The 17894-nt window shown below is 56.9% G+C and carries 19 protein-coding genes, 1 other RNA gene and 1 pseudogene; 11 read left to right on the top strand and 10 right to left on the bottom strand.

Features of this window, described 5'->3' with window-relative positions; all coding sequences use genetic code 11:
• Positions 1-3: 3 nt before the first annotated feature.
• Positions 4-1983 carry a MobQ family relaxase gene (gene mobQ, locus LN450_RS09590; protein ID WP_109298543.1) on the bottom strand — a complete coding sequence of 660 codons (1980 nt, stop codon included), beginning with the start codon at positions 1981-1983 and terminating at the stop codon, positions 4-6.
• A gap of 246 nt (positions 1984-2229) precedes the next feature.
• On the opposite strand from mobQ, the gene LN450_RS09585 reads away from it, so the two are divergent.
• Positions 2230-2583: a conjugal transfer protein TraD gene (locus tag LN450_RS09585; protein ID WP_011346595.1), complete on the top strand. Its 354-nt coding sequence runs from the start codon at positions 2230-2232 to the stop codon at positions 2581-2583.
• Between the two features lie 110 nt (positions 2584-2693).
• On the opposite strand, the gene LN450_RS09580 is transcribed toward LN450_RS09585, so the two are convergent.
• The 4 genes from LN450_RS09580 to LN450_RS09565 all read right to left on the bottom strand — a co-directional run bounded on the left by LN450_RS09580 (position 2694) and on the right by LN450_RS09565 (position 7361).
• Complete coding sequence (locus tag LN450_RS09580) at positions 2694-3203, bottom strand: hypothetical protein (RefSeq protein ID WP_126958835.1); 510 nt, start codon at positions 3201-3203, stop codon at positions 2694-2696.
• Positions 3190-5163 carry an HsdM family class I SAM-dependent methyltransferase gene (locus LN450_RS09575; RefSeq protein WP_228884884.1) on the bottom strand — a complete coding sequence of 658 codons (1974 nt, stop codon included), beginning with the start codon at positions 5161-5163 and terminating at the stop codon, positions 3190-3192. The genes LN450_RS09580 and LN450_RS09575 overlap by 14 nt, the downstream gene beginning before the upstream one ends.
• A gap of 1047 nt (positions 5164-6210) precedes the next feature.
• Positions 6211-6606 carry a hypothetical protein gene (locus tag LN450_RS09570; protein WP_074038611.1) on the bottom strand — a complete coding sequence of 132 codons (396 nt, stop codon included), beginning with the start codon at positions 6604-6606 and terminating at the stop codon, positions 6211-6213.
• Between the two features lie 11 nt (positions 6607-6617).
• The gene (locus tag LN450_RS09565; RefSeq protein WP_228884876.1) at positions 6618-7361 is read right to left on the bottom strand and encodes a hypothetical protein; all 744 of its coding nucleotides are present in this window, start codon (positions 7359-7361) and stop codon (positions 6618-6620) included.
• 134 nt (positions 7362-7495) lie between these two features.
• On the opposite strand from LN450_RS09565, the gene LN450_RS09560 reads away from it, so the two are divergent.
• Together LN450_RS09560 and LN450_RS09555 are read left to right on the top strand one after the other, a co-directional pair.
• Entirely contained in the window at positions 7496-7831 is a 336-nt protein-coding gene (locus LN450_RS09560; RefSeq protein ID WP_074038610.1) for a helix-turn-helix domain-containing protein, read from the top strand.
• A gap of 384 nt (positions 7832-8215) precedes the next feature.
• Positions 8216-8620: a DUF6165 family protein gene (locus tag LN450_RS09555; RefSeq protein WP_011346600.1), complete on the top strand. Its 405-nt coding sequence runs from the start codon at positions 8216-8218 to the stop codon at positions 8618-8620.
• 211 nt (positions 8621-8831) lie between these two features.
• Here the strand turns inward: LN450_RS09555 and LN450_RS09550 are convergent, their stop codons facing one another.
• Positions 8832-9881 carry a glycosyltransferase family 9 protein gene (locus LN450_RS09550; RefSeq protein ID WP_039416578.1) on the bottom strand — a complete coding sequence of 350 codons (1050 nt, stop codon included), beginning with the start codon at positions 9879-9881 and terminating at the stop codon, positions 8832-8834.
• Positions 9882-9901: 20 nt separating this feature from the next.
• On the opposite strand from LN450_RS09550, the gene LN450_RS09545 reads away from it, so the two are divergent.
• From LN450_RS09545 to LN450_RS09515, 7 genes are read left to right on the top strand one after another with little or no spacing between them, the layout of a single operon-like run.
• Complete coding sequence (locus tag LN450_RS09545; RefSeq protein ID WP_011346602.1) at positions 9902-10651, top strand: 3-deoxy-D-manno-octulosonic acid kinase; 750 nt, start codon at positions 9902-9904, stop codon at positions 10649-10651.
• Positions 10651-11400: an MBL fold metallo-hydrolase gene (locus LN450_RS09540; protein WP_011346603.1), complete on the top strand. Its 750-nt coding sequence runs from the start codon at positions 10651-10653 to the stop codon at positions 11398-11400. The genes LN450_RS09545 and LN450_RS09540 overlap by 1 nt, the downstream gene beginning before the upstream one ends.
• The gene (gene moaA / locus LN450_RS09535; protein ID WP_011346604.1) at positions 11400-12431 is read left to right on the top strand and encodes a GTP 3',8-cyclase MoaA; all 1032 of its coding nucleotides are present in this window, start codon (positions 11400-11402) and stop codon (positions 12429-12431) included. The genes LN450_RS09540 and moaA overlap by 1 nt, the downstream gene beginning before the upstream one ends.
• A complete protein-coding gene (locus tag LN450_RS09530; RefSeq protein ID WP_011346605.1) occupies positions 12428-12808 on the top strand; it encodes a nuclear transport factor 2 family protein in 381 nt (126 codons plus the stop codon). Before moaA ends, LN450_RS09530 begins: the two co-directional genes overlap by 4 nt.
• A 24-nt stretch (positions 12809-12832) precedes the next feature.
• Positions 12833-13330 carry a cyclic pyranopterin monophosphate synthase MoaC gene (moaC, locus tag LN450_RS09525; protein WP_011346606.1) on the top strand — a complete coding sequence of 166 codons (498 nt, stop codon included), beginning with the start codon at positions 12833-12835 and terminating at the stop codon, positions 13328-13330.
• Positions 13327-13572 (top strand): molybdopterin converting factor subunit 1, encoded by a 246-nt coding sequence (moaD, locus tag LN450_RS09520; protein WP_008571288.1) that lies wholly within the window; start codon positions 13327-13329, stop codon positions 13570-13572. The genes moaC and moaD overlap by 4 nt, the downstream gene beginning before the upstream one ends.
• Positions 13569-14015, top strand: a complete 447-nt coding sequence (locus LN450_RS09515; RefSeq protein WP_039416583.1) for a molybdenum cofactor biosynthesis protein MoaE — start codon at positions 13569-13571, stop codon at positions 14013-14015. The genes moaD and LN450_RS09515 overlap by 4 nt, the downstream gene beginning before the upstream one ends.
• A gap of 392 nt (positions 14016-14407) precedes the next feature.
• On the opposite strand, the gene ffs is transcribed toward LN450_RS09515, so the two are convergent.
• Positions 14408-14504: signal recognition particle sRNA small type (gene ffs / locus LN450_RS09510), an RNA gene on the bottom strand.
• Between the two features lie 844 nt (positions 14505-15348).
• On the opposite strand from ffs, the pseudogene LN450_RS09505 reads away from it, so the two are divergent.
• Positions 15349-16104 (top strand): annotated as a pseudogene (locus LN450_RS09505) (hypothetical protein).
• On the opposite strand, the gene LN450_RS09500 reads toward LN450_RS09505, so the two are convergent.
• The 3 genes from LN450_RS09500 to LN450_RS09490 all read right to left on the bottom strand — a co-directional run.
• Positions 16093-16875, bottom strand: a complete 783-nt coding sequence (locus tag LN450_RS09500; protein WP_196770066.1) for a DNA-methyltransferase — start codon at positions 16873-16875, stop codon at positions 16093-16095. The pseudogene LN450_RS09505 and the gene LN450_RS09500 overlap by 12 nt on opposite strands.
• A gap of 329 nt (positions 16876-17204) precedes the next feature.
• Positions 17205-17585 (bottom strand): hypothetical protein, encoded by a 381-nt coding sequence (locus LN450_RS09495; protein ID WP_039416585.1) that lies wholly within the window; start codon positions 17583-17585, stop codon positions 17205-17207.
• Positions 17582-17894, bottom strand: a 313-nt coding sequence (locus LN450_RS09490) for a hypothetical protein (RefSeq protein ID WP_228892360.1), incomplete at its 5' end; no start/stop codon positions are given. The genes LN450_RS09490 and LN450_RS09495, both read right to left, overlap by 4 nt.

Below are 17894 nucleotides of genomic sequence, written 5' to 3'. Positions count from 1 at the left end.
TATTCAACCGACGGGCCTTTTGTAGCCCGGCGGATTTAGAACTGGAAATCTTGCCCAACGGCTGCGCGCAACTTTGAGTGTATCGCGCTGCGGCTCCATGATGGGCGGTGGCGGTGCAATGGGTAAAGTGATTTGTTCCTCATGTTCGCTGGGAAGCATGGCAATGGCCTGACGGGCTGTGGTGGCCCGTGCCAACTGTCTTTGCATTTTGATGCGTTCGCGTCCCAACTTCTGCAAGGCTGGCAAGTCGGCATTGGTCTTAGCCAACTTATAATCTATGTCTGCCGTTCGTAGTGGCTTCGTACGTTCTTCCAATGCGGAAACCCAATGCTTGTGTTTTGGGAAAAATTTCCACGGCTCGGGATTGGTTTGCTTCCACTCTTGCAGCCGTGCCCATTCCGTATCTCTCACACGTTTGCGCCTCTCACGCTCAGCGAACCGTTGCTGCTCCTCGTGTTCGTACGTGGAGAGCCAAGCACGCGCCTCCGCGATTCGGCGGCTCTGGTCGCGCCAATGCATTGCCTCCAAAGCAGTCAACGACTCCAATAATGCTTTAACTTCCGCATCCCGTTGTCGCCCTTGCCGTGCCGCATCGGCTTCCATGTCCAAGCGTTCTTGATCCGACTGCATCATCCTGCGGTCGTACTCACTTCCAGTGACAGAAATCCGAGCATTGCCGCCCCCTCCGCTAGGTGCGGAACTGAAGATTTTTAGCGCCCCCTTTGGGGCCACCGTTCCACGCGCTACGCGCGCGGGCTGCGATGGATCGAAAGCGGGTTTGGCTACCGCCCCTAACGCTCGAACAGTAGATATTTTAGTCAGTGAACTGCCTCGGATGACTGTGGAAGATGTGAAGTGCAGCGTGCCACCGTCACCTGAATGTCCCTCGAAAGTGCTGCGCAGTGAATGACGGCCGCGTTCTGGACTCCATCGGGACTGGACAACTGCAACACGGTGGCTTGGCGACACTGAAAGCACAGGCTTTCGGCCAGATCCGTCAACTCGCAATCGATCAGTATTGACCGAATCACTGGTGAGAGGTGCCGGACCTTTTCGGCTTCTTCGTGCTCGGGATCGGGCAACGGTTCTTGCTCCATCTTCATTATTATTTTCTCCTGGTTTTCGATCATGGTGCGCGGGCATCAGCCGCGCTTCGTTGTTCGCCTGTATTTCCATTTGGTCCCACTCCCGCTGCCTAACTTCATTCTCTTCGCGGATTTTTGCGTTGCGAATGCGTGCATGTCGGCGTCGTGCTGGGGCGCAGCCTTCCTTCACTGTAGGCAAGCGGTCCAGTTCGCGCGCCTGCTTCACATCGCCACGCTTGGCAGCATCCATTGCCTGCGCTTCAAGAGTGCGGTGGTCAACACGTACATCATGACCTGCGTTCTTAAGGTGCTCATTGGTTATGCTGGCGACCTGCTCACGCCAATACAGCACCTCTTTAGGCCCTTGCTTGAAGTCGTCAAACACTTTAGCCGCGTAATCGTTAAGGCCGGCGGCACCCACTTGCCGTGATGTAAACAAAATATGAGCGTGGTGGTTACGCTGGTCACCGTGTTTGTCCGGTGTATGGATCGCAATCTGTACGGCTGCGTTATATCGATCAACCAGTTGCCGCCCAATATCACGCGCCAGTTCTTCACGTTGCAGTTCGGTCAACTCACACGGCAAAGCAATTTCCATCTCCCGTGCAACTCTTGCATTGCTACGGGTTTCAGCGGCTTCGGCCGCGTTCCACAATCGCGACGGATCAAAGATCCAAGCGGGAGACCCAGATGGGGCAAGGATTTCAAAGGAGGCGACACCACTTCGTTTTGTGTAGTCCTGGATTACTCCCAAACGGTCGTCCTCTATGCGAATACCGGCACGATAAGCGGCAGCGGCGGTGGCACTGTGGCCCTTCGCTCGGCTTATGCTATTTATCTCACAATGGTATATCGCCACGCCCACAACTCCGCAAAATATAAAACACAGAAAAACCATCCCCAACCACACAGAAAAGCCAATCGGCATTTTGGGGTGTCGGGGGCGTAGCCCCTGACCGCGCGTTTTCACCCGAAGGGTGAAAACATAAGTGCGCTATTACTACACCCTTCGGGCGTCGCAACAGAACCAATCAGGCGGGTTTCGCTACGCTCTACCCTCACCCTAATATATTGAAGCAGAAAAATTAGATTCGACAAGTGCCAATTTTCTGCTTGAATGAAATGACCAAATTGGGAGATTTCTATGAGCAAGAAAAAACCACTTAGCGAGCGTATAAAAGAAACTGAAAAGCACTTGTTGCAACTTAAAGCTCAAGAAAAGCTAAAGATCCAAAAAGAAAAGAGCCGAGCCGCTGCCGTAGAGAAACGCCAACAATTCGCTGAGGCGTGGAAATTGACACGGGAAAAAGATGCCCACCGCAAGATTCAACTGGGCGGTATAGTGATCGCTGTAGGCGCAGATAAACTGGATCCTGCAGAATTGTGCGGCTTATTATTAACCGCATTGCGGAACTTGCCCGCCGACAGGCTGCCCGCGCTGAAGGAAATAGGAATTTCTTATTTTGAGGCACGTAAAACGGCGAGGCAAACACAATGAATTATTGTGATCCTCGGCTCTGCGCGGGCATAGAGGTTTCCACGGATTTTTCGGCTGAAGAGGGCTTAATATTAAGCCCTCTCTTACAGACTGCTAACCCGGAGAAAGGCTTACTTAGCTAAATTTCCCGGGCTATTCAAGCCTGAGAGTTTTTTCTGCCATGTCCCAACTTCTTTGGTGAAGATCCCTTTTACCCAATTAGGAATCTCCGAGCGATCAGGGATTTGTATGTCTTTCAACGTCCTATTGGCCTGGCGGCCATAGTTAAATCGGTAGCGGTTGGCTCGAATCACCATGCAGTAATACAACTTTTCCTGCAAAGACATGTCTTTAGGAGGGACTAAATAGTAAAGATCTCGCCCACTATAAAACTGTTCGGGTTGAACAAATGTTTCAAGAACACTTCCGCCGCCTGCTACCGTCATCAATCCTGCCGAAAGTGGCTTTACATCAGCAACGCGAGCAACTTTTGCCGATACACCGTTGTTTCGAGCGGAGCGAGAAACAAAGTTAATGCCGCTCGGATCTTTTTTAAGCGCGTTGAGCTCCATGTTCACTCCATAGTGAACAGAGAATATGCTGCCAAGTGAAACAAGTTTTGGTGCCTCACTCATTTTCATCTTCTGCATCCTCGCCCGCGACAACCCTTGCTTTTTCTTCTGCTTCATTGACGAGTTGGAACATCAAATACTTTCTCACTACATGTTGAAAATCTATTTCCGTCAAAGTTAAATAGTCGGTCTCCATGTAGGCCTCAGCACACCATTCATCTTGTTGCTTGTCGTCGTATCTGACTGCCTTCAAGACGCTTTCGCCTGGCCTAACACGGCGGTTGCGGTACATGTCAATCCAATGATCCCTCAGAATGTGCCACTCACCTTCGGGATCTATGCGACCTTTGTGCTTGGTCTTGATGAAGCCATCTTGCTTCCAATAGCCAAACCAAGTATCCCGCTTAGATTGTGCGTGTGGTTTATGTGCAGTCCATACCATTATGCAACACACAGCCCCCACGGGATAAAAGAGCTCTGTTGGCATAGACATCACGGCTTCCAACGTGTGTTCGGCCATTAACTCTTGCCGTAATAGGTTTGGCGCGATTGCACAGCCCATTGGAACAATAGCGACTCCGGTGCCCCCTTCCTCCAAGGCGTAGAGCATCTGTTGGATAAAACGAAGCTCGTGAAGATCTGCCGTGCCTTGGGCGAACGGTGGATTTAGCAAGCCGACATCGGCCTTGTGTTTTTTTACCGCTTTGGCAATGGCATCGTCAAAGCAACTACCTTGGTAGAGATTGGCCTTTCCATCCCCCCTCAAGATCATATTGCTGGCCGCCAAAGCGAACATGTTGGGCTGCTGCTCAATACCGATGAGGCCCTTACTTTTGATGCGATTACGCTCTTGTTCGGTAGTGGCTTCTCCCATCATCTGCGACATGGCTGCCACGAGAAAGCCACCGGTTCCAGCGCAAATATCAAGCACTGTAGACTTTTTATTGACATTTGCAATGAGCGCGAATAGTTCGGTGATGTGCCGTGGCGTCAAAACAATACCCAGCGCCTTCTTATCGCCGCCCGTGTATTTCAAGAACTCGCCATAGAAGTGACCAAGGATATCCGTTCCTTCTTCAGCGGTCATGAGAGGGGCGGCCTTCTCGTGAATGCGTTTAATCAGTTCATAAAGAATTCCTTTTGGATAGTTATTTCTCTTTTTATCTAATTCCGGATGAACGGAAATGGACGCGTAGGGCTGCGCCATATTATCTTTTTTTGCCTGTGGTATTTCTGCGCGATCAATCTCATGTTTGATAGTCTCTATCCACCTTTTAGGTAGCTCCTTTGTTTCATGCAACCCATAGGAGGCCGAAAAGGCTTTATTTTGGAGCGCGATGAGCGTGCCACTAACAAGTAGTGGCTTCTCACTTTCCGTGAGTTTGGCGTAGTCGCGCATGAACGTATGCAGTTCACGTGCAAAAGTCATCAGGTCTTCAAGTCGTGCTTTTCGAACAGCAGGATCGAAAACCGCGTGGCTCAAGAAATCTTTCCAAGATAGAATCTCGTTGATGGGGTTGCCGTTGCTTTTGCTGAGCAGCGGACGCGCCGCTCTGGCACCCTTAGAGTGAAGATAGACAGATTTTCGGGCAGTAGTTTTTTTCTCACCGCTTACCGCTACTGCTATTACATTGTAGCTGCGGGAAATGAGTTTGGCGTAATGAAGTGCGCCATCTACCGCATATCGCTTTATGCGTTTGGCCGCGACTTCTTCGCTCTCAACTAGATCAATATCTCTAAGGATAGACTGCACATGTTTGCTTTCGTGGTCGGAAAGTGAAGCCTTGCATTCATATACAATCAAGAAGTCGGGAGTGTCGGCGTTGCTTATTAGGAATTCTGGGTACCCACGACCACCTTTGGCGCTTTTGCTTCCGCTCTTCAGTAGTCGTTTTACCTCATCAATGACGCTCTTCTGTTCTTCAACACTTATACTATTGCCTTCATCGTAATAATCTAGGTCGCGCAATGCATCACGCACCAAGTTTTCGGTATTACGCTCGTTATTGTCCTTGTCCTTCTTGCTCACTTCGGCTGCCTAGTCACAATTTCCATCCTTCTATCATAATGCGGCGGATGCCATTTGCACAGGTATCAGCCTTAGCGCGACTGCCAGTGCTTCCTGAAGACAACGATCATAGTGGGCGTAACCTCGCGCTGGTCCAGGTAATTGGAATTTTTGGTATCAATTCCTGGAAGTACTCTTTTGTTAAATTTCTCATTAAGGCGACAGTTGTTATATCTAAAAAGTGTGGGGCGACATCAACTTGCCAAGCCCATGAGATGATGTCATGTATGATACTTTGATGTCCAATGCATGGGCTTATTCCATTTGGCTAATGCTCATTAGTAAAATTTCGGTCCGCCCCGATTTGGTTTTACTTAGAGAATATTTTAACCCGAAGGGGTTGTACCCCTTCCCACCCCGCTACGCGTTTATAATATTGCTTTGCTATAAAAAATTTAGCTTAGCTTTACTATGAAATTCTGTAGCTTTTCTAAGGTATAAGGTCGTTAGACTTAGGGTGGATATATATCCACTCTTGCGAGGGTGTTTACAGATGTTATTCGTTTTCCCATGGGAAAACCTCCCCAGGCGGGCAACGAACCTGTCCGTGAACGCCCAGAATGTGATTTCAAACCCACCCTGCCGTAGTCCACAAACAACACATGGTTTATCAGTGTTGTCAGCCCCGTGCGCGGAATAAACTCCGCCTTGAACCTGGTCAGGGCCAGTACGTTGGGGGGAAATCGTCCAACCCTTCGTACCTAGTTATGCAGTGCGCCGTGTTCAATAATCCCCGCCTTGCGCGACAGTCACGAATATTTGCGGCGTGGTTACTTGCCCCGTTTCTTCAATATCCGATGGCTATTCAAACAGGTTGGTGACGAATAAGGGGCTTGATTTTTTCGCGTGCGTTGCTAACTTAGATGAAAGGAGCAACTGCTTGGGTAGCGCAAACTCTCTTTTTGCCTTACTCGCCACATAGTCGCCTAAACTGTGTGGCCATATATCTAAAATAATAAACCCCGCCAATTTGTCAAGCGGGGTTTATTATTTTACAACTTGATCTTTCTAGACACGTGCGGCGCCTTGCCTCAAAAGATTATTGCTTCCGCTGTTAATTGCCAATTCTCTGATCGCCGCAATGATGAAGAATACCCCGATTACAAATGGTAGTCCGATAATTCCGATCCCTAAAATAAAGAATGAGCCAATCGGGTTCTTTTTCCAACAATATGTTTTACCGTCCGGAAGTGTTACGCCATAAATAAAATTTCCTTCGACGTACAGCGATGTTGGGCCATTCATGCGGACGGCGCGCTGTAAGTAAGTGTTGATACCTGCGGGAGCACGGTGTTTTGAGTAGACTTTTCCGCCGATTTCGATCACCGAATATTGGCGAACTCCGTTGGCGCTGAACTGTGCGTCGCCCAATAACGTTAGCTCGCCCGTAATTTTATATCCCATACTTCGTGCCTTTAGCTTTGGTCGCGGTTGCCTGTGGTTTCAAAGCCGGCGATCCACATCCTATAGTCATAAAAAATGGACGCGTGGGACAGATCATTGCCCTGACCGTAGAAACCAGAGACCCAAGCCGAGTTGATGACGATATCGCGCAGTTTGTCGCGCATAGTCTTATCCACATCGACTTGAAACAGCAGTCGCGGTGGGTTTGGGCCGCGCGTTCGAGTGTCGCCCGTGGTGGGCACGGCTCCAAAACGCGGTTGGGCGTTGAGCAGTCCAACAAATCCGATGGAGCGGCCAAAGGTACTGACTTCTCCCAAATCGTTCGTTTTGGTCAATTTGGCGGTCGTGCACGTTCTAAATGTTTCGTCATGCGAGGACGTAGGACTGGTCCAAATGGTCGCTTTGACTGTCCAGCACGGTAGATTTCGGCCGTACTCGACAAAGGTCAGGGCCGCGCGAGGCCACTGCAAGCGTCCTTGAATGGCTTGGTCGTGGTCCTCGTTGCGAAACAACGTACGGAAGGTTTGTCCACCGCTAAGGGGGGCGTAGAGAACACCGCCAGCGCCACCCTGCGCCGGCCGTTCAATCCGCAGCCCCAATTTGTTTTTCACGTCAGAAAATAGATCGCCAATCTTTTGACCTGCGCTTTGTGGTCTGTCTTGCGTGTTGCCGACGAAAGGCACAAGAAGGCCGAAGGTTAGGGCTAGTGCCGTGGTGTGAGGTCGTGGTGCGGTCTTTCTAAGTGTGGGCATCATCGCCATGTCCTGTGCTGAGCAGCGGGCCGGCTGTATGCCGGCGAAACGAGCTTATGCCATAATTTGCGACAAACGCAAATGATTGAATTGGCCGGACTTGTCACAATGGAGAGGTGTTTTCGGTACACCCCCCAATGCCTCCCATCAAGCCGCCTGCATCACTGTTCGGACGACGATTGCGCACGGCCCGGCTGTCCTTGGGCCTGCGTCAAGCAGACTTGGGAAGGATGTTGGGAATGGAAGAGCAAAACACCGGTGCACCTCGCATCTCCCGCTACGAGACGGGGCAACACGATCCGGATCCTGAAACCGCAGCAGAACTGGCTCAGGCGTTGGGTTTGCCGTTGGCGTACTTTTACGCAACACCCGACATGCTCGCCGAGGCCATTTTGTTGATCGCGAAGTTGCCCGAGGATCGTCAGCAGGAGGCGATAGCCGCCTTGAGAGCCATTGCCGAGAAGAAGGGTTGACGATGGGCGGCAATTTGGGACATTCTTTGTACTCGTAGGGGACACTTCCCACTGAGGGTTTCCCGGCGTAAGTTCCTGAACAATTTGCGGAAATTGGTGTGGGTCGTATTGTCCCCCCCTCTCCGCCAGATTGAGGCGAGTAGGTGCGCCAGTGCCGCGTGGGTTTCGCCGGCGGCATTGGGGGGTGAGAATCCCCGGGTTCGACAGGCAGCGCAGCTGTCTGCACGGCGAAGCCGCCCGTAGGGCGAAGGCACGAAGTGCCGAGTGAATCCCCACTCTCCGCCAGATTCGCATCAGCCCCCGCAAGGGGGCTTTTGTTTATGTGTGGCAGTCGCCGGCCGCGGCGATGACTACAATCCGCCCGATCCCCGTTGGAGGCCTGTCATGTCCGAGATCCTGGTGCCCGTGTCTTTTGGTGAACTGCTCGACAAGATCGCGATCCTGCAGATCAAGTCCGAGCGCATGCGCGATGCGGCCAAGTTGACCAATGTGCGCAACGAGCTGTCTGCGCTGGAAACCAGCTGGATGGCGCATCCGGCCGCCGGCCACGACATCGTGCGCCTGCGCGCCGAGCTTAAGGCCGTTAATGAGCGGCTGTGGGTGATCGAGGACGACATCCGCCTCAAGGAGCAGGCGCAGAGCTTCGACGATGCCTTCGTGCAGCTGGCGCGCAGCGTGTATATCGAGAACGACGAGCGCGCGCGCATCAAGAAGGAGATCAACCTGGCGCTGGGTTCTTCGTATGTGGAAGAAAAGTCCTATCAGGACTATCGCGCTACCGACGCCTGAGCGTGTTGACGGTTTGATTGCGCGGGTGGTCTGACAGCGCGGGTTGTTGCAGGAAGCGTCTTCGCTCGATCTCACGCCCATTGGTGCGGGCGCCTCTGCAACTTGCCCGGCGCCTAATCGCCGAGCAGCTTCAGAGCCGGTGCTGAAGTGCTGGCTGCGTCGCCTTTTGCGCCAACCGTGTGGCGGTCCGGCGGCGATTGATCGCCGATCGTCAGCGCGGGTGGTCGGCGCGATAACGCTCGAAGGCGGCGATCGCATCGTCCACGGTGATCAGCGACATCACCTCGTCGAATTCGATCTTCGTTCCCCAGCGCAGCTGGTCGGCTGGCTTGTGCAGGAATTTGCGCGCGGCGGCGTCGTAGCGGTCCACACAATAGCGCACGTCCGAGTACGGTCCGCTTCGTCGCGGGTTGCTGGCCGCATGCAGGCCGAGCACCTTGGTGCCCATGGCGTTGGCGATATGCATCGGCCCGGAATCCGGCGTGACCACCAGGTCCGCGCGCGCGAGCAGTGCGGGCAGTTGCTTGAGGGTGTCCTTGCCAACCAGATCCAGCACCGGCGTGCGTGCGGCCGCAACGATGGCATCGGCAGTGCTGCGTTCCAGGTCGCTGCGGCCGCCGCACAGCACGATCCGCCAGCCCTGCGCGGCGGCATGATCGGCCAGCGCGGCGAGGCGATCGGGATACCAGTTGCGACGCGGGTGGCTGGAGCAGGGCGAGATCATCAGTACCGGGCGGCCATCGTCGTCCCATTGCGCGCGTGCCCAGGCATGCGCCTGGTCGGGCACCGGCAGGTCCCAGCGCACCTGGGTCTGGCGCAGGCCCAGCGGCTCGGCAAAGCTGCCGATGGCGTCGAGCACGTGGATGCCGGGGCGATCGGCGATGCGCTCGTTGACGAACAGGCCGTGCAGGTCCTTGGAGCGGCTGCGGTCGTAGCCGATGCGTCGCCGCGCCGGCACGAAGGCCGACAGCACATTGGCCCGAAAGGCCACCTGCATCTGCAGCAAGGCATCGAAGCGGCCCAGCGGTGCCAGCGACCGGCGTAGTGCGCGCATGCCGGCCACCCCGCTGTGTTTGTCGTAGACGTGGAATTGCACGCCGGGCAGGCCCTCGAGCAATTTCAGCCCGGCCTTGTCGATGACCCAATGCAGTTGGGTTTCAGGAAACCCGGCCTGCAACGTGCGTACCAGCGGCACCACGTGCGTGACATCGCCCAGGGCGGACAAGCGCAGCAAACACAGCGATGCGGGCGTTACAGCCATGGTGTTGTTAGACTCGATAGATGGTTTCTTTCGATGCCACCGAAGCGCTGGCGCCGTACCGCGAAGGTCGCGGGTATGGCGCCATTCTGTTCGACCGCGAACGGCTGCGGCAAGCCGATGCCAGCCTGTTTTCGCCGCAATCGTGGGGCGACAGGGCGCGGCCGGTGGACGCAGGCGGGCGTGGCGGCGCGTGGTTCGTGGATGCGCCATTCGGGCATAGCGTGTTGCGGCAGTACTTGCGCGGCGGCATGGCCGCACGCGTGAGCCGCGATCGCTACCTGTGGAAAGGGGCAGGGCGCACGCGCAGTTTTGCCGAGTTCCGGCTGATGCGCGAACTGATCAAACGCAAGTTGCCGGTGCCGCGCCCGTTGGCCGCCTGCTATCTGCGCGAAGGCGTGGGCTATCGCGCTGCGCTGTTGATGGAGCGGCTGGAAAACGTGCGCTCATTGGCCGACCACGCCCAGGTGGCCGGTCGCGGTGCGCCGTGGGAGGCGACCGGCCAGCTGATTGCACGCTTCCATCGCGCTGGCCTGGATCACGCCGATCTCAACGCGCACAACATCCTGTTCGATGCCGGCGGGCATGGCTGGCTGATCGATTTCGACCGCGGCGTGCTGCGCATTCCTGCCACGCGCTGGCGCGAGCGCAACCTCAAGCGGCTGCATCGCTCGCTGTTGAAGCTGCGCGGCAACCGCAGCCGCGAGGATGTCGACAAGGACTATGCGCGCCTGCATCGCGCCTACGAACTGGCCTGGGGCCGGGGCTACTGATGGACTGGGGCTTGCGGGTGCAGGGAGTCGGCAATGCGTCGGCGGTGGCCCTTGGCTCGCCGATGGCCACGCTCGAGCGCGCCGGTGCGCCCTGGCTGACCATCGATTGCGGCAGCGAGGGGCTGACCGCCTATCAGGCCCACTATGGCCAGCTGCCACAGGCAATCTTCATCACCCACGTGCATCTGGACCATGTCGGTGGCCTGGAACGGGTGTTCGTCGACAGTTATTTTTCCGAGCGCCGCGGGCGCACGCGCCTGTACGTGCCGGCGCCGGTCGTGCCGCTGCTGCAGCGGCGCATCGCCGATTACCCGAATGTGCTGGCCGAGGGCGGGGCGAACTTCTGGGACGCATTCCAGCTGGTGCCGGTCGGCGATGCGTTCTGGCACGACGGCATGCGGCTGGAAGTGTTCCCGGTCCGCCACCACTGGCCCGAGACGGCTTACGGGTTGCGTTTGCAGGGGGCGCTGGTCTGGACTGGCGATACCCGGCCGATCCCCGAAATGCTGAAGCGTTATGCGGACGATGGCGAGCTCATCGCGCATGACTGCGGCGTTCACGGCAACCCGTCGCATACTGGCGTGGACGATTTGGAGCGGGAATACCCGCAGGACCTGTTGAACCGCATGCTGCTGTACCACTACGCCAGCGACGCCGACGGCGATGTGCTGCGTGCACGTGGCCACCGCGTTGCCGTGCCCGGGCAGTATCTCGCGCTGGCGAACCCGACCGCTGCGACGGTGCCCTGATGGGCGCCTTGCTGCGGCCGGATCTCGTGACGGCGCCGATGCAGGACCGCTACGGCCGTCCGCTGCGCGATCTGCGTCTATCGGTGATCGAGGCCTGCAATTTCCGCTGCGGGTATTGCATGCCGGCCGATCGCGTGCCAGACGATTACGGCTTCGACTCGCAGCAGCGGTTGAGTTTCGATCAGCTGGAAACCCTGGTGCGTGCCTTCGTTTCGGTCGGGGTGACCAAGGTGCGCCTGACCGGCGGCGAGCCGCTGCTACGGCGCGACTTACCGAGCCTGATCGCACGGCTGACCGCGATCGAGGGCATCGAAGATCTGGCGCTGACCACCAACGGCACCTTGCTTGGGCGCCAGGCCGTCGCGTTGCGACAGGCCGGGCTGCGCCGCATCACCGTCAGCATGGATGCGCTGGAACCGGCGTTGTTCAGGCGCATGAGCGGCGACCGCGGCGAAATTGCGCAGGTGCTGGCTGGCATTGCCGCCGCCGAGCAGGCCGGTTTCCAGCGGCTGAAGATCAACTGCGTGGTGCAGCGTGGCGTCAACGAAGATCAGGTGCTGCCGTTGGTGGAGCACTTCCGTGGCACCGGGCACGTGCTGCGCTTCATCGAATTCATGGATGTGGGCAGTTGCAATGGCTGGACGCCGGATGCGGTGGTGACCTCGGCGCAATTGCACGAACGCATCCACGCGCGCTGGCCGTTGGTGGCGCTGGACGCCAATTACACCGGTGAAGTGGCGCAGCGCCACGCGTTTGCGGATGGCGCTGGCGAAGTGGGCTTCGTCAGTTCGGTCAGCGTGCCGTTCTGCGGCGATTGCCAGCGTGCGCGCGTCTCGGCCGACGGGCATCTGTATACCTGCCTGTTCGCCAGTCAGGGCCACGACCTCAAGCCGGCCCTGGCCAACGGCGAGCCTGCGCTGGCGATGCATCTGCGCCAGCGCTGGAGCGTGCGTGGCGACCGCTACAGCGAAGTGCGCGCCTCGGTGCCGCGGCGCGGCAAGCCGGTCGAGATGTTCTTGATCGGCGGATGAGCGAGGACGCGCTGCTGGTGCAACTGCGCACGCTGGAGCTGCGTCTGCTCGATCCGCAGCAGCGTGCCGATGTGCAGGTGTTGGAAGCGCTGCTCGATCCGGCCTTTGTCGAGTTCGGTACGTCGGGCCGCCGGTACACGCGGAGCGAGGTGATCGCGGCCCTGCGCGCCTCCGGTGTCGCTGCCGAGTACTGCGCAGAAGACTTCGAATGCGCGCGGCTGGCACCGGATCTTGCGCAGGTGCGCTATCGGTCGGTGGAACGCCGTCAGGGTGTTGAACGGCAGGCCTTGCGCAGCTCGTTGTGGCGCAGCAATGCTGCCGGATGGCAGCTGCTGTTCCATCAAGGCACCTTGTTCACCGAGAATGCCGCATCCTGAGTGCCTGTCTTCGCGTCGCTTCCCATGCCTGCAAATTCCCGCTCCGCCCGCCTGACCCATCTGGACGATGCCGGGCTCCCCACCATGGTGGATGTCTCGGACAAGGCGGTTACCGCCCGTAGCGCCACTGCGGAAAGCCGCGTGCGCTTTCCGGCGGCCGTGGCCGCACAGTTGCGCGCCAACGGCTTGCGTAGTGCCAAGGGCGGCATCGTGGAGACGGCGGTGATTGCCGGCACCATGGCGGTCAAGCGCACGCACGAATTGATTCCGTTCTGCCATCCATTGCCGATCGATGCCTGCCGTTTCGAGATCGACTGGGCGGGCGAGCAGCTGCTGAATATCCGTTGCACGGTGCGCTGCGTGCATCGTACCGGCGTGGAAATGGAGGCGCTTACCGGTGCCAGCGTGGCGGCGCTGACGGTGTATGACATGTGCAAGGCGTTGTCGCACAGCATGAGCATTGGTCCGACCAAATTGGTGTCCAAGCGCGGCGGCAAGCGCGACATCGGAGCGGCACAATGACCGCCACGGTGACGGTGCTGTATTTCGCCAGCCTGCGCGAGGCCGCAGGAATTGCCGACGAGCGCGTGCAGAGCGGCGCACAGGATCTGCGCAGCCTGTACGCGGAACTCGATGCGCGGCATGGCCTGCGCTGGACGCCTGCGCAGTTGCGTGTGGCCGTGGATGGCGCATTCGCGCGCTGGGAGGATGCGCTGCGCGATGGCAGCGAAGTGGTGTTCATTCCGCCAGTGTCGGGAGGTTGAGCGTGAGCGAACAGGTTGCAGCGATCTTTGCGCTTTCCGAGGTGCCGTTGCCGATCGATCGGCTGCGTGCGGGGGCGGAACATCCGCATGCCGGCGCGTTCGCCAGCTTCGAAGGCTGGGTGCGCAATCACAACGAAGGCCGCGGCGTGGCCGGCTTGCGCTACGAAGCCTATGCCGCGCTCGCACAGGCCGAAGGGCAGCGTGTGCTGGACGAAGCAATGCAGCGATACGCCATCGTGCACGCGCATTGCGTGCACCGCGTGGGCGAGCTGCGCATCGGCGACATGGCGGTGTGGGTCGGCGTCAGTGCGGCGCACCGTGGCGCCGCATTCGATGCGTGCCGCTACATCATCGATGAGGTCAAGGCGCGCGTGCCGATCTGGAAGCACGAGCATTACCTGGAAGGCGACGCGGGTTGGTTGCATCCCCAATCGCAACCGTAGCAGGCGGATGCGGATCCGGATCCTGCCCGCACCCGCGCGTGAGCCGGCACCGGCCTTGCATAGCAGCGCGGCGCAGCACGAGCTGACTGCTGCTTTTTGCTGGATCGATCGTGCGCAAGTCGCTGCTCCGGGAAGCTCGCCTGGAGTCTTGCGAAGTTGGGGTGGTGTCCCCGCCGGTTGACCTCCGCGCCCGCATCGCGCCGTGGGAAGCGCTCACGTTGCGGGGATGGGGGCGCCGTCGCCACGGCGGATACGAATGACTGGTCGGCTTTTCGCCTCGGCTTTGCGCATGCGCGCAGCGCTGCACGTGATGATCGCAGTTGTTCGATCAATCGCGCCCAAGGCAGAGGTTCCAGCTAGTTCGCCTGGCATTGCCGAAAGTTGGGGTGGTGTCCCCGCCGGTTGACCTCGGCGCCCGCATCAATCGATACCGTTGCTGCCTTCCGGCCCTGGCGGGATTTTCGATCTAGCGTCGCGAGGGACCGACGGGGCCACCATAAGACGTGGGCCATTGGCATGGCCCTGCGATTTGCGACATGGGTGTCATTGCGCAAATCATGAAACTGGCGGAGAGAGGGGGAGGTACTGATCCCGATCCAGCTTCCTGACTCTCCTACAGCCACGCAAACCAGGGGTGTGGCCTGACTTGTGGTCCGCCATTGTAGCGGGTTGTCCATGCCTGTTGCTAGCTTCGGTGAGCAACTCCTCATTGGCCATTGGAGGGGTTCTATCACGCTCAAGTGTTCAAGTAAGCCGTCGCTCATCGACGTGGGATCAATAGCGCAGTCTGAAGAGTGCCGGACTAGAGTCGTCCCCGGCCGCTGTGACTTCGAGCCAAGAGCGACTAACAGGCGGTAGTGGGCAGTCGTCAAGTGGGCGTGAAAGACGCAGTAACCGGAGTTTGCGGTCGGAGCATAGGGATTCCGAGCACCGGCCGCGTCCGTCTGACGATGCGCAGTTTGGTCACCTACGCTAAGCCCAGCGGGAAGGGGGCTACCTGCGTTTCCTTCCGTTTTATCTAATTAGGATGACTGGGTCATGGTTTGGAGCTTGATTGGCAAGTGGCTAGACGATGCTGCGAGCTCGTCGTCGGTGGTGTCGGACTTTCCGCAAACGCCGATGGGGGCGGTCTCTTGGGGCCTTCATGTTCGGAGGCGAGTAAAGTGATGACTAAAATCAGGTGTCCGCTGCTTCAAATAGTCGCCTGTTTTGCTTGTGCAGACCATTCGAAAATTGGTACGGTTGAGACCAACTCCCCGTAAAGAACGATGCAATGGACAAGTCAGCATTGGAAGCTCTTCGCCCCGTTTTGGATGTGCTTAACGAAAGATAGTTGAGCCTCATCGCAGATGTCGCTAAGCAGTTCACCCTGCCAAAGACGTTCGTGTGTAACTCATACAAATTAAAGAATGGTGTAGAGTTACTTACGCAGGATATTGCAGATGATCTCGGTGACATTATTCGAATCCATCACGCTTTTTCCCGCGAGGCGTTCTCGAAGGATAAATTCGAATATGCTCTGGAGCGCGTTCAGAAGATTCATAACCGACCTGCTCAGATGGCTTCTCGGGGGAATAAAGGTTATGATATCGAAATTGAGGGGGAGCGTTTTTCTCTCAAGACTGAGGCCTCGCGAAATATTAAACCCAATAGCATCCATATTTCAAAGTTTATGGAGTTGGGTGGTGGTCAGTGGGGTACTGATCCTGATGATCTTAAAGGGCTTCGGCAGCAATTTTTGAATCACCTCAATGGCTAAGATCGAATCCTGACACTTCGCAGACTTCCCACTTCAGCATCAAATTTACACTCTTACGAGCTTGTTGCGATTCCTAAGGACTTGATGGAAACTGCTGCTCAGGGAGAGCTTGAGATGAAGCTCTCCAGTAAACAGACCCCTCGTCCAGGCTACTGCTACGTTGGAAATAACGGCTGGGCATACCTATCTGAAGAGAAGATCTACCCGAAACACTTACAGTTCGCGCTCTACTTCGATGGTGGCGGGGAGCGGAAACTTCAGATTAAGCATCTAAAGAAGAACCTGTGTTCGGTTGTGGCCACTTGGCAATTCGAAAGTTCAACGTTGTAACTTTCGGGAGTTGCTTTTCGAAGCCAGTCTCTTTCTTGCTAGCTCTGCGTAATCTGGTGATAGTTCAATGCCTACAAATTTCCGGCCATTATCACGAGCGACTTGACCGACGGTTCCGGATCCAAAGAAAGGGTCAAGCACTACCTCCTCTTTTTTGGATCCAGCTTCCATGCATAGACGCACAAGCTCCGTGGGAAACACCGCAAAGTGGTTGCCCCCGTAGGGTTCTGTATTGATAGCCCAGACCGATCGACGATTTTTTGTATGCTTTCCATCGGCTGTAAGCTCTTTCACAGCATCGCTGTTGTAATAATAGCGTTCCGATTTGGTAAGTAGAAAAACATACTCGTGCGATCGGGTTGGCCTATCTTTCACAGATTCCGGCTGGCAGTTAGGCTTCTGCCAAATGATATCGGCGCGTAAATACCAGCCATCTGCCTGAAGCGCGATGGCCAGCCGCCAGGGAACGCCGATCAAATCTTTTGGCTTGAGTCCATCAGGAGTCGGCGCTCGATACTCCATTGCGCGACCTTTGTTCTTTTTGTCTGGTGCTCGCCAAGTGCGACCGCCACTTGTGAAGCCGTCCCCAATGTTAAGCCACAGCGTTCCATCGTCACGTAAGGTGCGACGCACTTCTCGAAATAGAGCAACCAAGTCTTCTATGTATGCTTCCAACGTCGGTTCTGCGCCGATCTGACCGTCTACTCCATAGTCCCGCAGTCCCCAATACGGGGGAGAGGTGATGCAGCATTGGAAGCTCTTGTCAGCCATGCCTGCCAAGACCTTACGGGCATCGCCGACGACAAGGCGTCCTCTCGCAGGCTCTTGGATTGGCTCATCCGTATGTGTGGATGTGTCCGGTTCGTTTTCGTTAACAATCAGAAGCATAGATGTTCGTCGGAAGACCGCAGTGCAAAGGTTCCCGTGCATTTGCCTTTACGTCAAGCAGGGTGCCAAGAGGAACGACCAAGGCTGGATGGGCCAGATGGACGAAGAGGCTAATAGCTTGCCAGTCAGTAGTTGACCAACCTCTTGCCAATGCACTCCACTTCCGGTGCCTGTGAGGCAGAGCCCGGATGCTCGGCCATGCCATATTGGAATCAACTGGTCAGCTGCAACCAAAGCACTAGCAACACCATAGGTAGCCCGCTCAGCATCGAGGTGACCCAGAAAGCCCCCATGACCGTTAGTGGGGTCATGACCCACCACTGCCACCAGCTGAAGCCACGATCGCGCTGGCGGGCCATGTGAGCCTCGAAAGCGTAGAGGCGCTCTGCTTTTCGCAAACCTCGCCGAGCCATGAGCGGCCCAACGATAAAGCCGAATGGGCCCAGGAAGAGCAGACTGAGCGAGAACCACCAGAAGAATCGGTTGTGCGGGGTGGTCACTTTTTTAGGGGCAGCGCGCATTGCGCCGTCCCCATCGAGGCCACCCAGGGTGGCGGTGGACGTTCCCACCATCGAATTGGGTTGGGTCTTCATTTGGCGTAGGCCCTCCAGGTGCCGTCGCTCTTGGCGTAGCGCAGGTTCTTGCTCACGGGGATGGGCACTTGGCGGCCGCCGATGTCGATCGCCACCTTGCCAATCGTGTCGCAGCGGTAGCCCTCGGCTCCTTCGGCTTCAACGCAGCCGGTCAGTTCGAAGCTTTGGACGTCGGTCACCTGGCCGGCGCCGCTGTCTTTCAACAGCTGGACAAAGGCTTCCTTGGCGTTGTCAGACGAGGGTTTGCCGCTGCAGGCGGTCAGGCCCAGGGCCATGGTCAGAGCGACCAGACCGATCCATGCGTTTTTC

This window comes from Xanthomonas euvesicatoria pv. euvesicatoria (genome assembly GCF_020880415.1).
Classification (GTDB): domain Bacteria; phylum Pseudomonadota; class Gammaproteobacteria; order Xanthomonadales; family Xanthomonadaceae; genus Xanthomonas; species Xanthomonas euvesicatoria.
The sequence above is the reverse complement of the archived record's forward strand: the minus strand, read 5'-3'. Positions and strand labels throughout refer to the sequence as shown.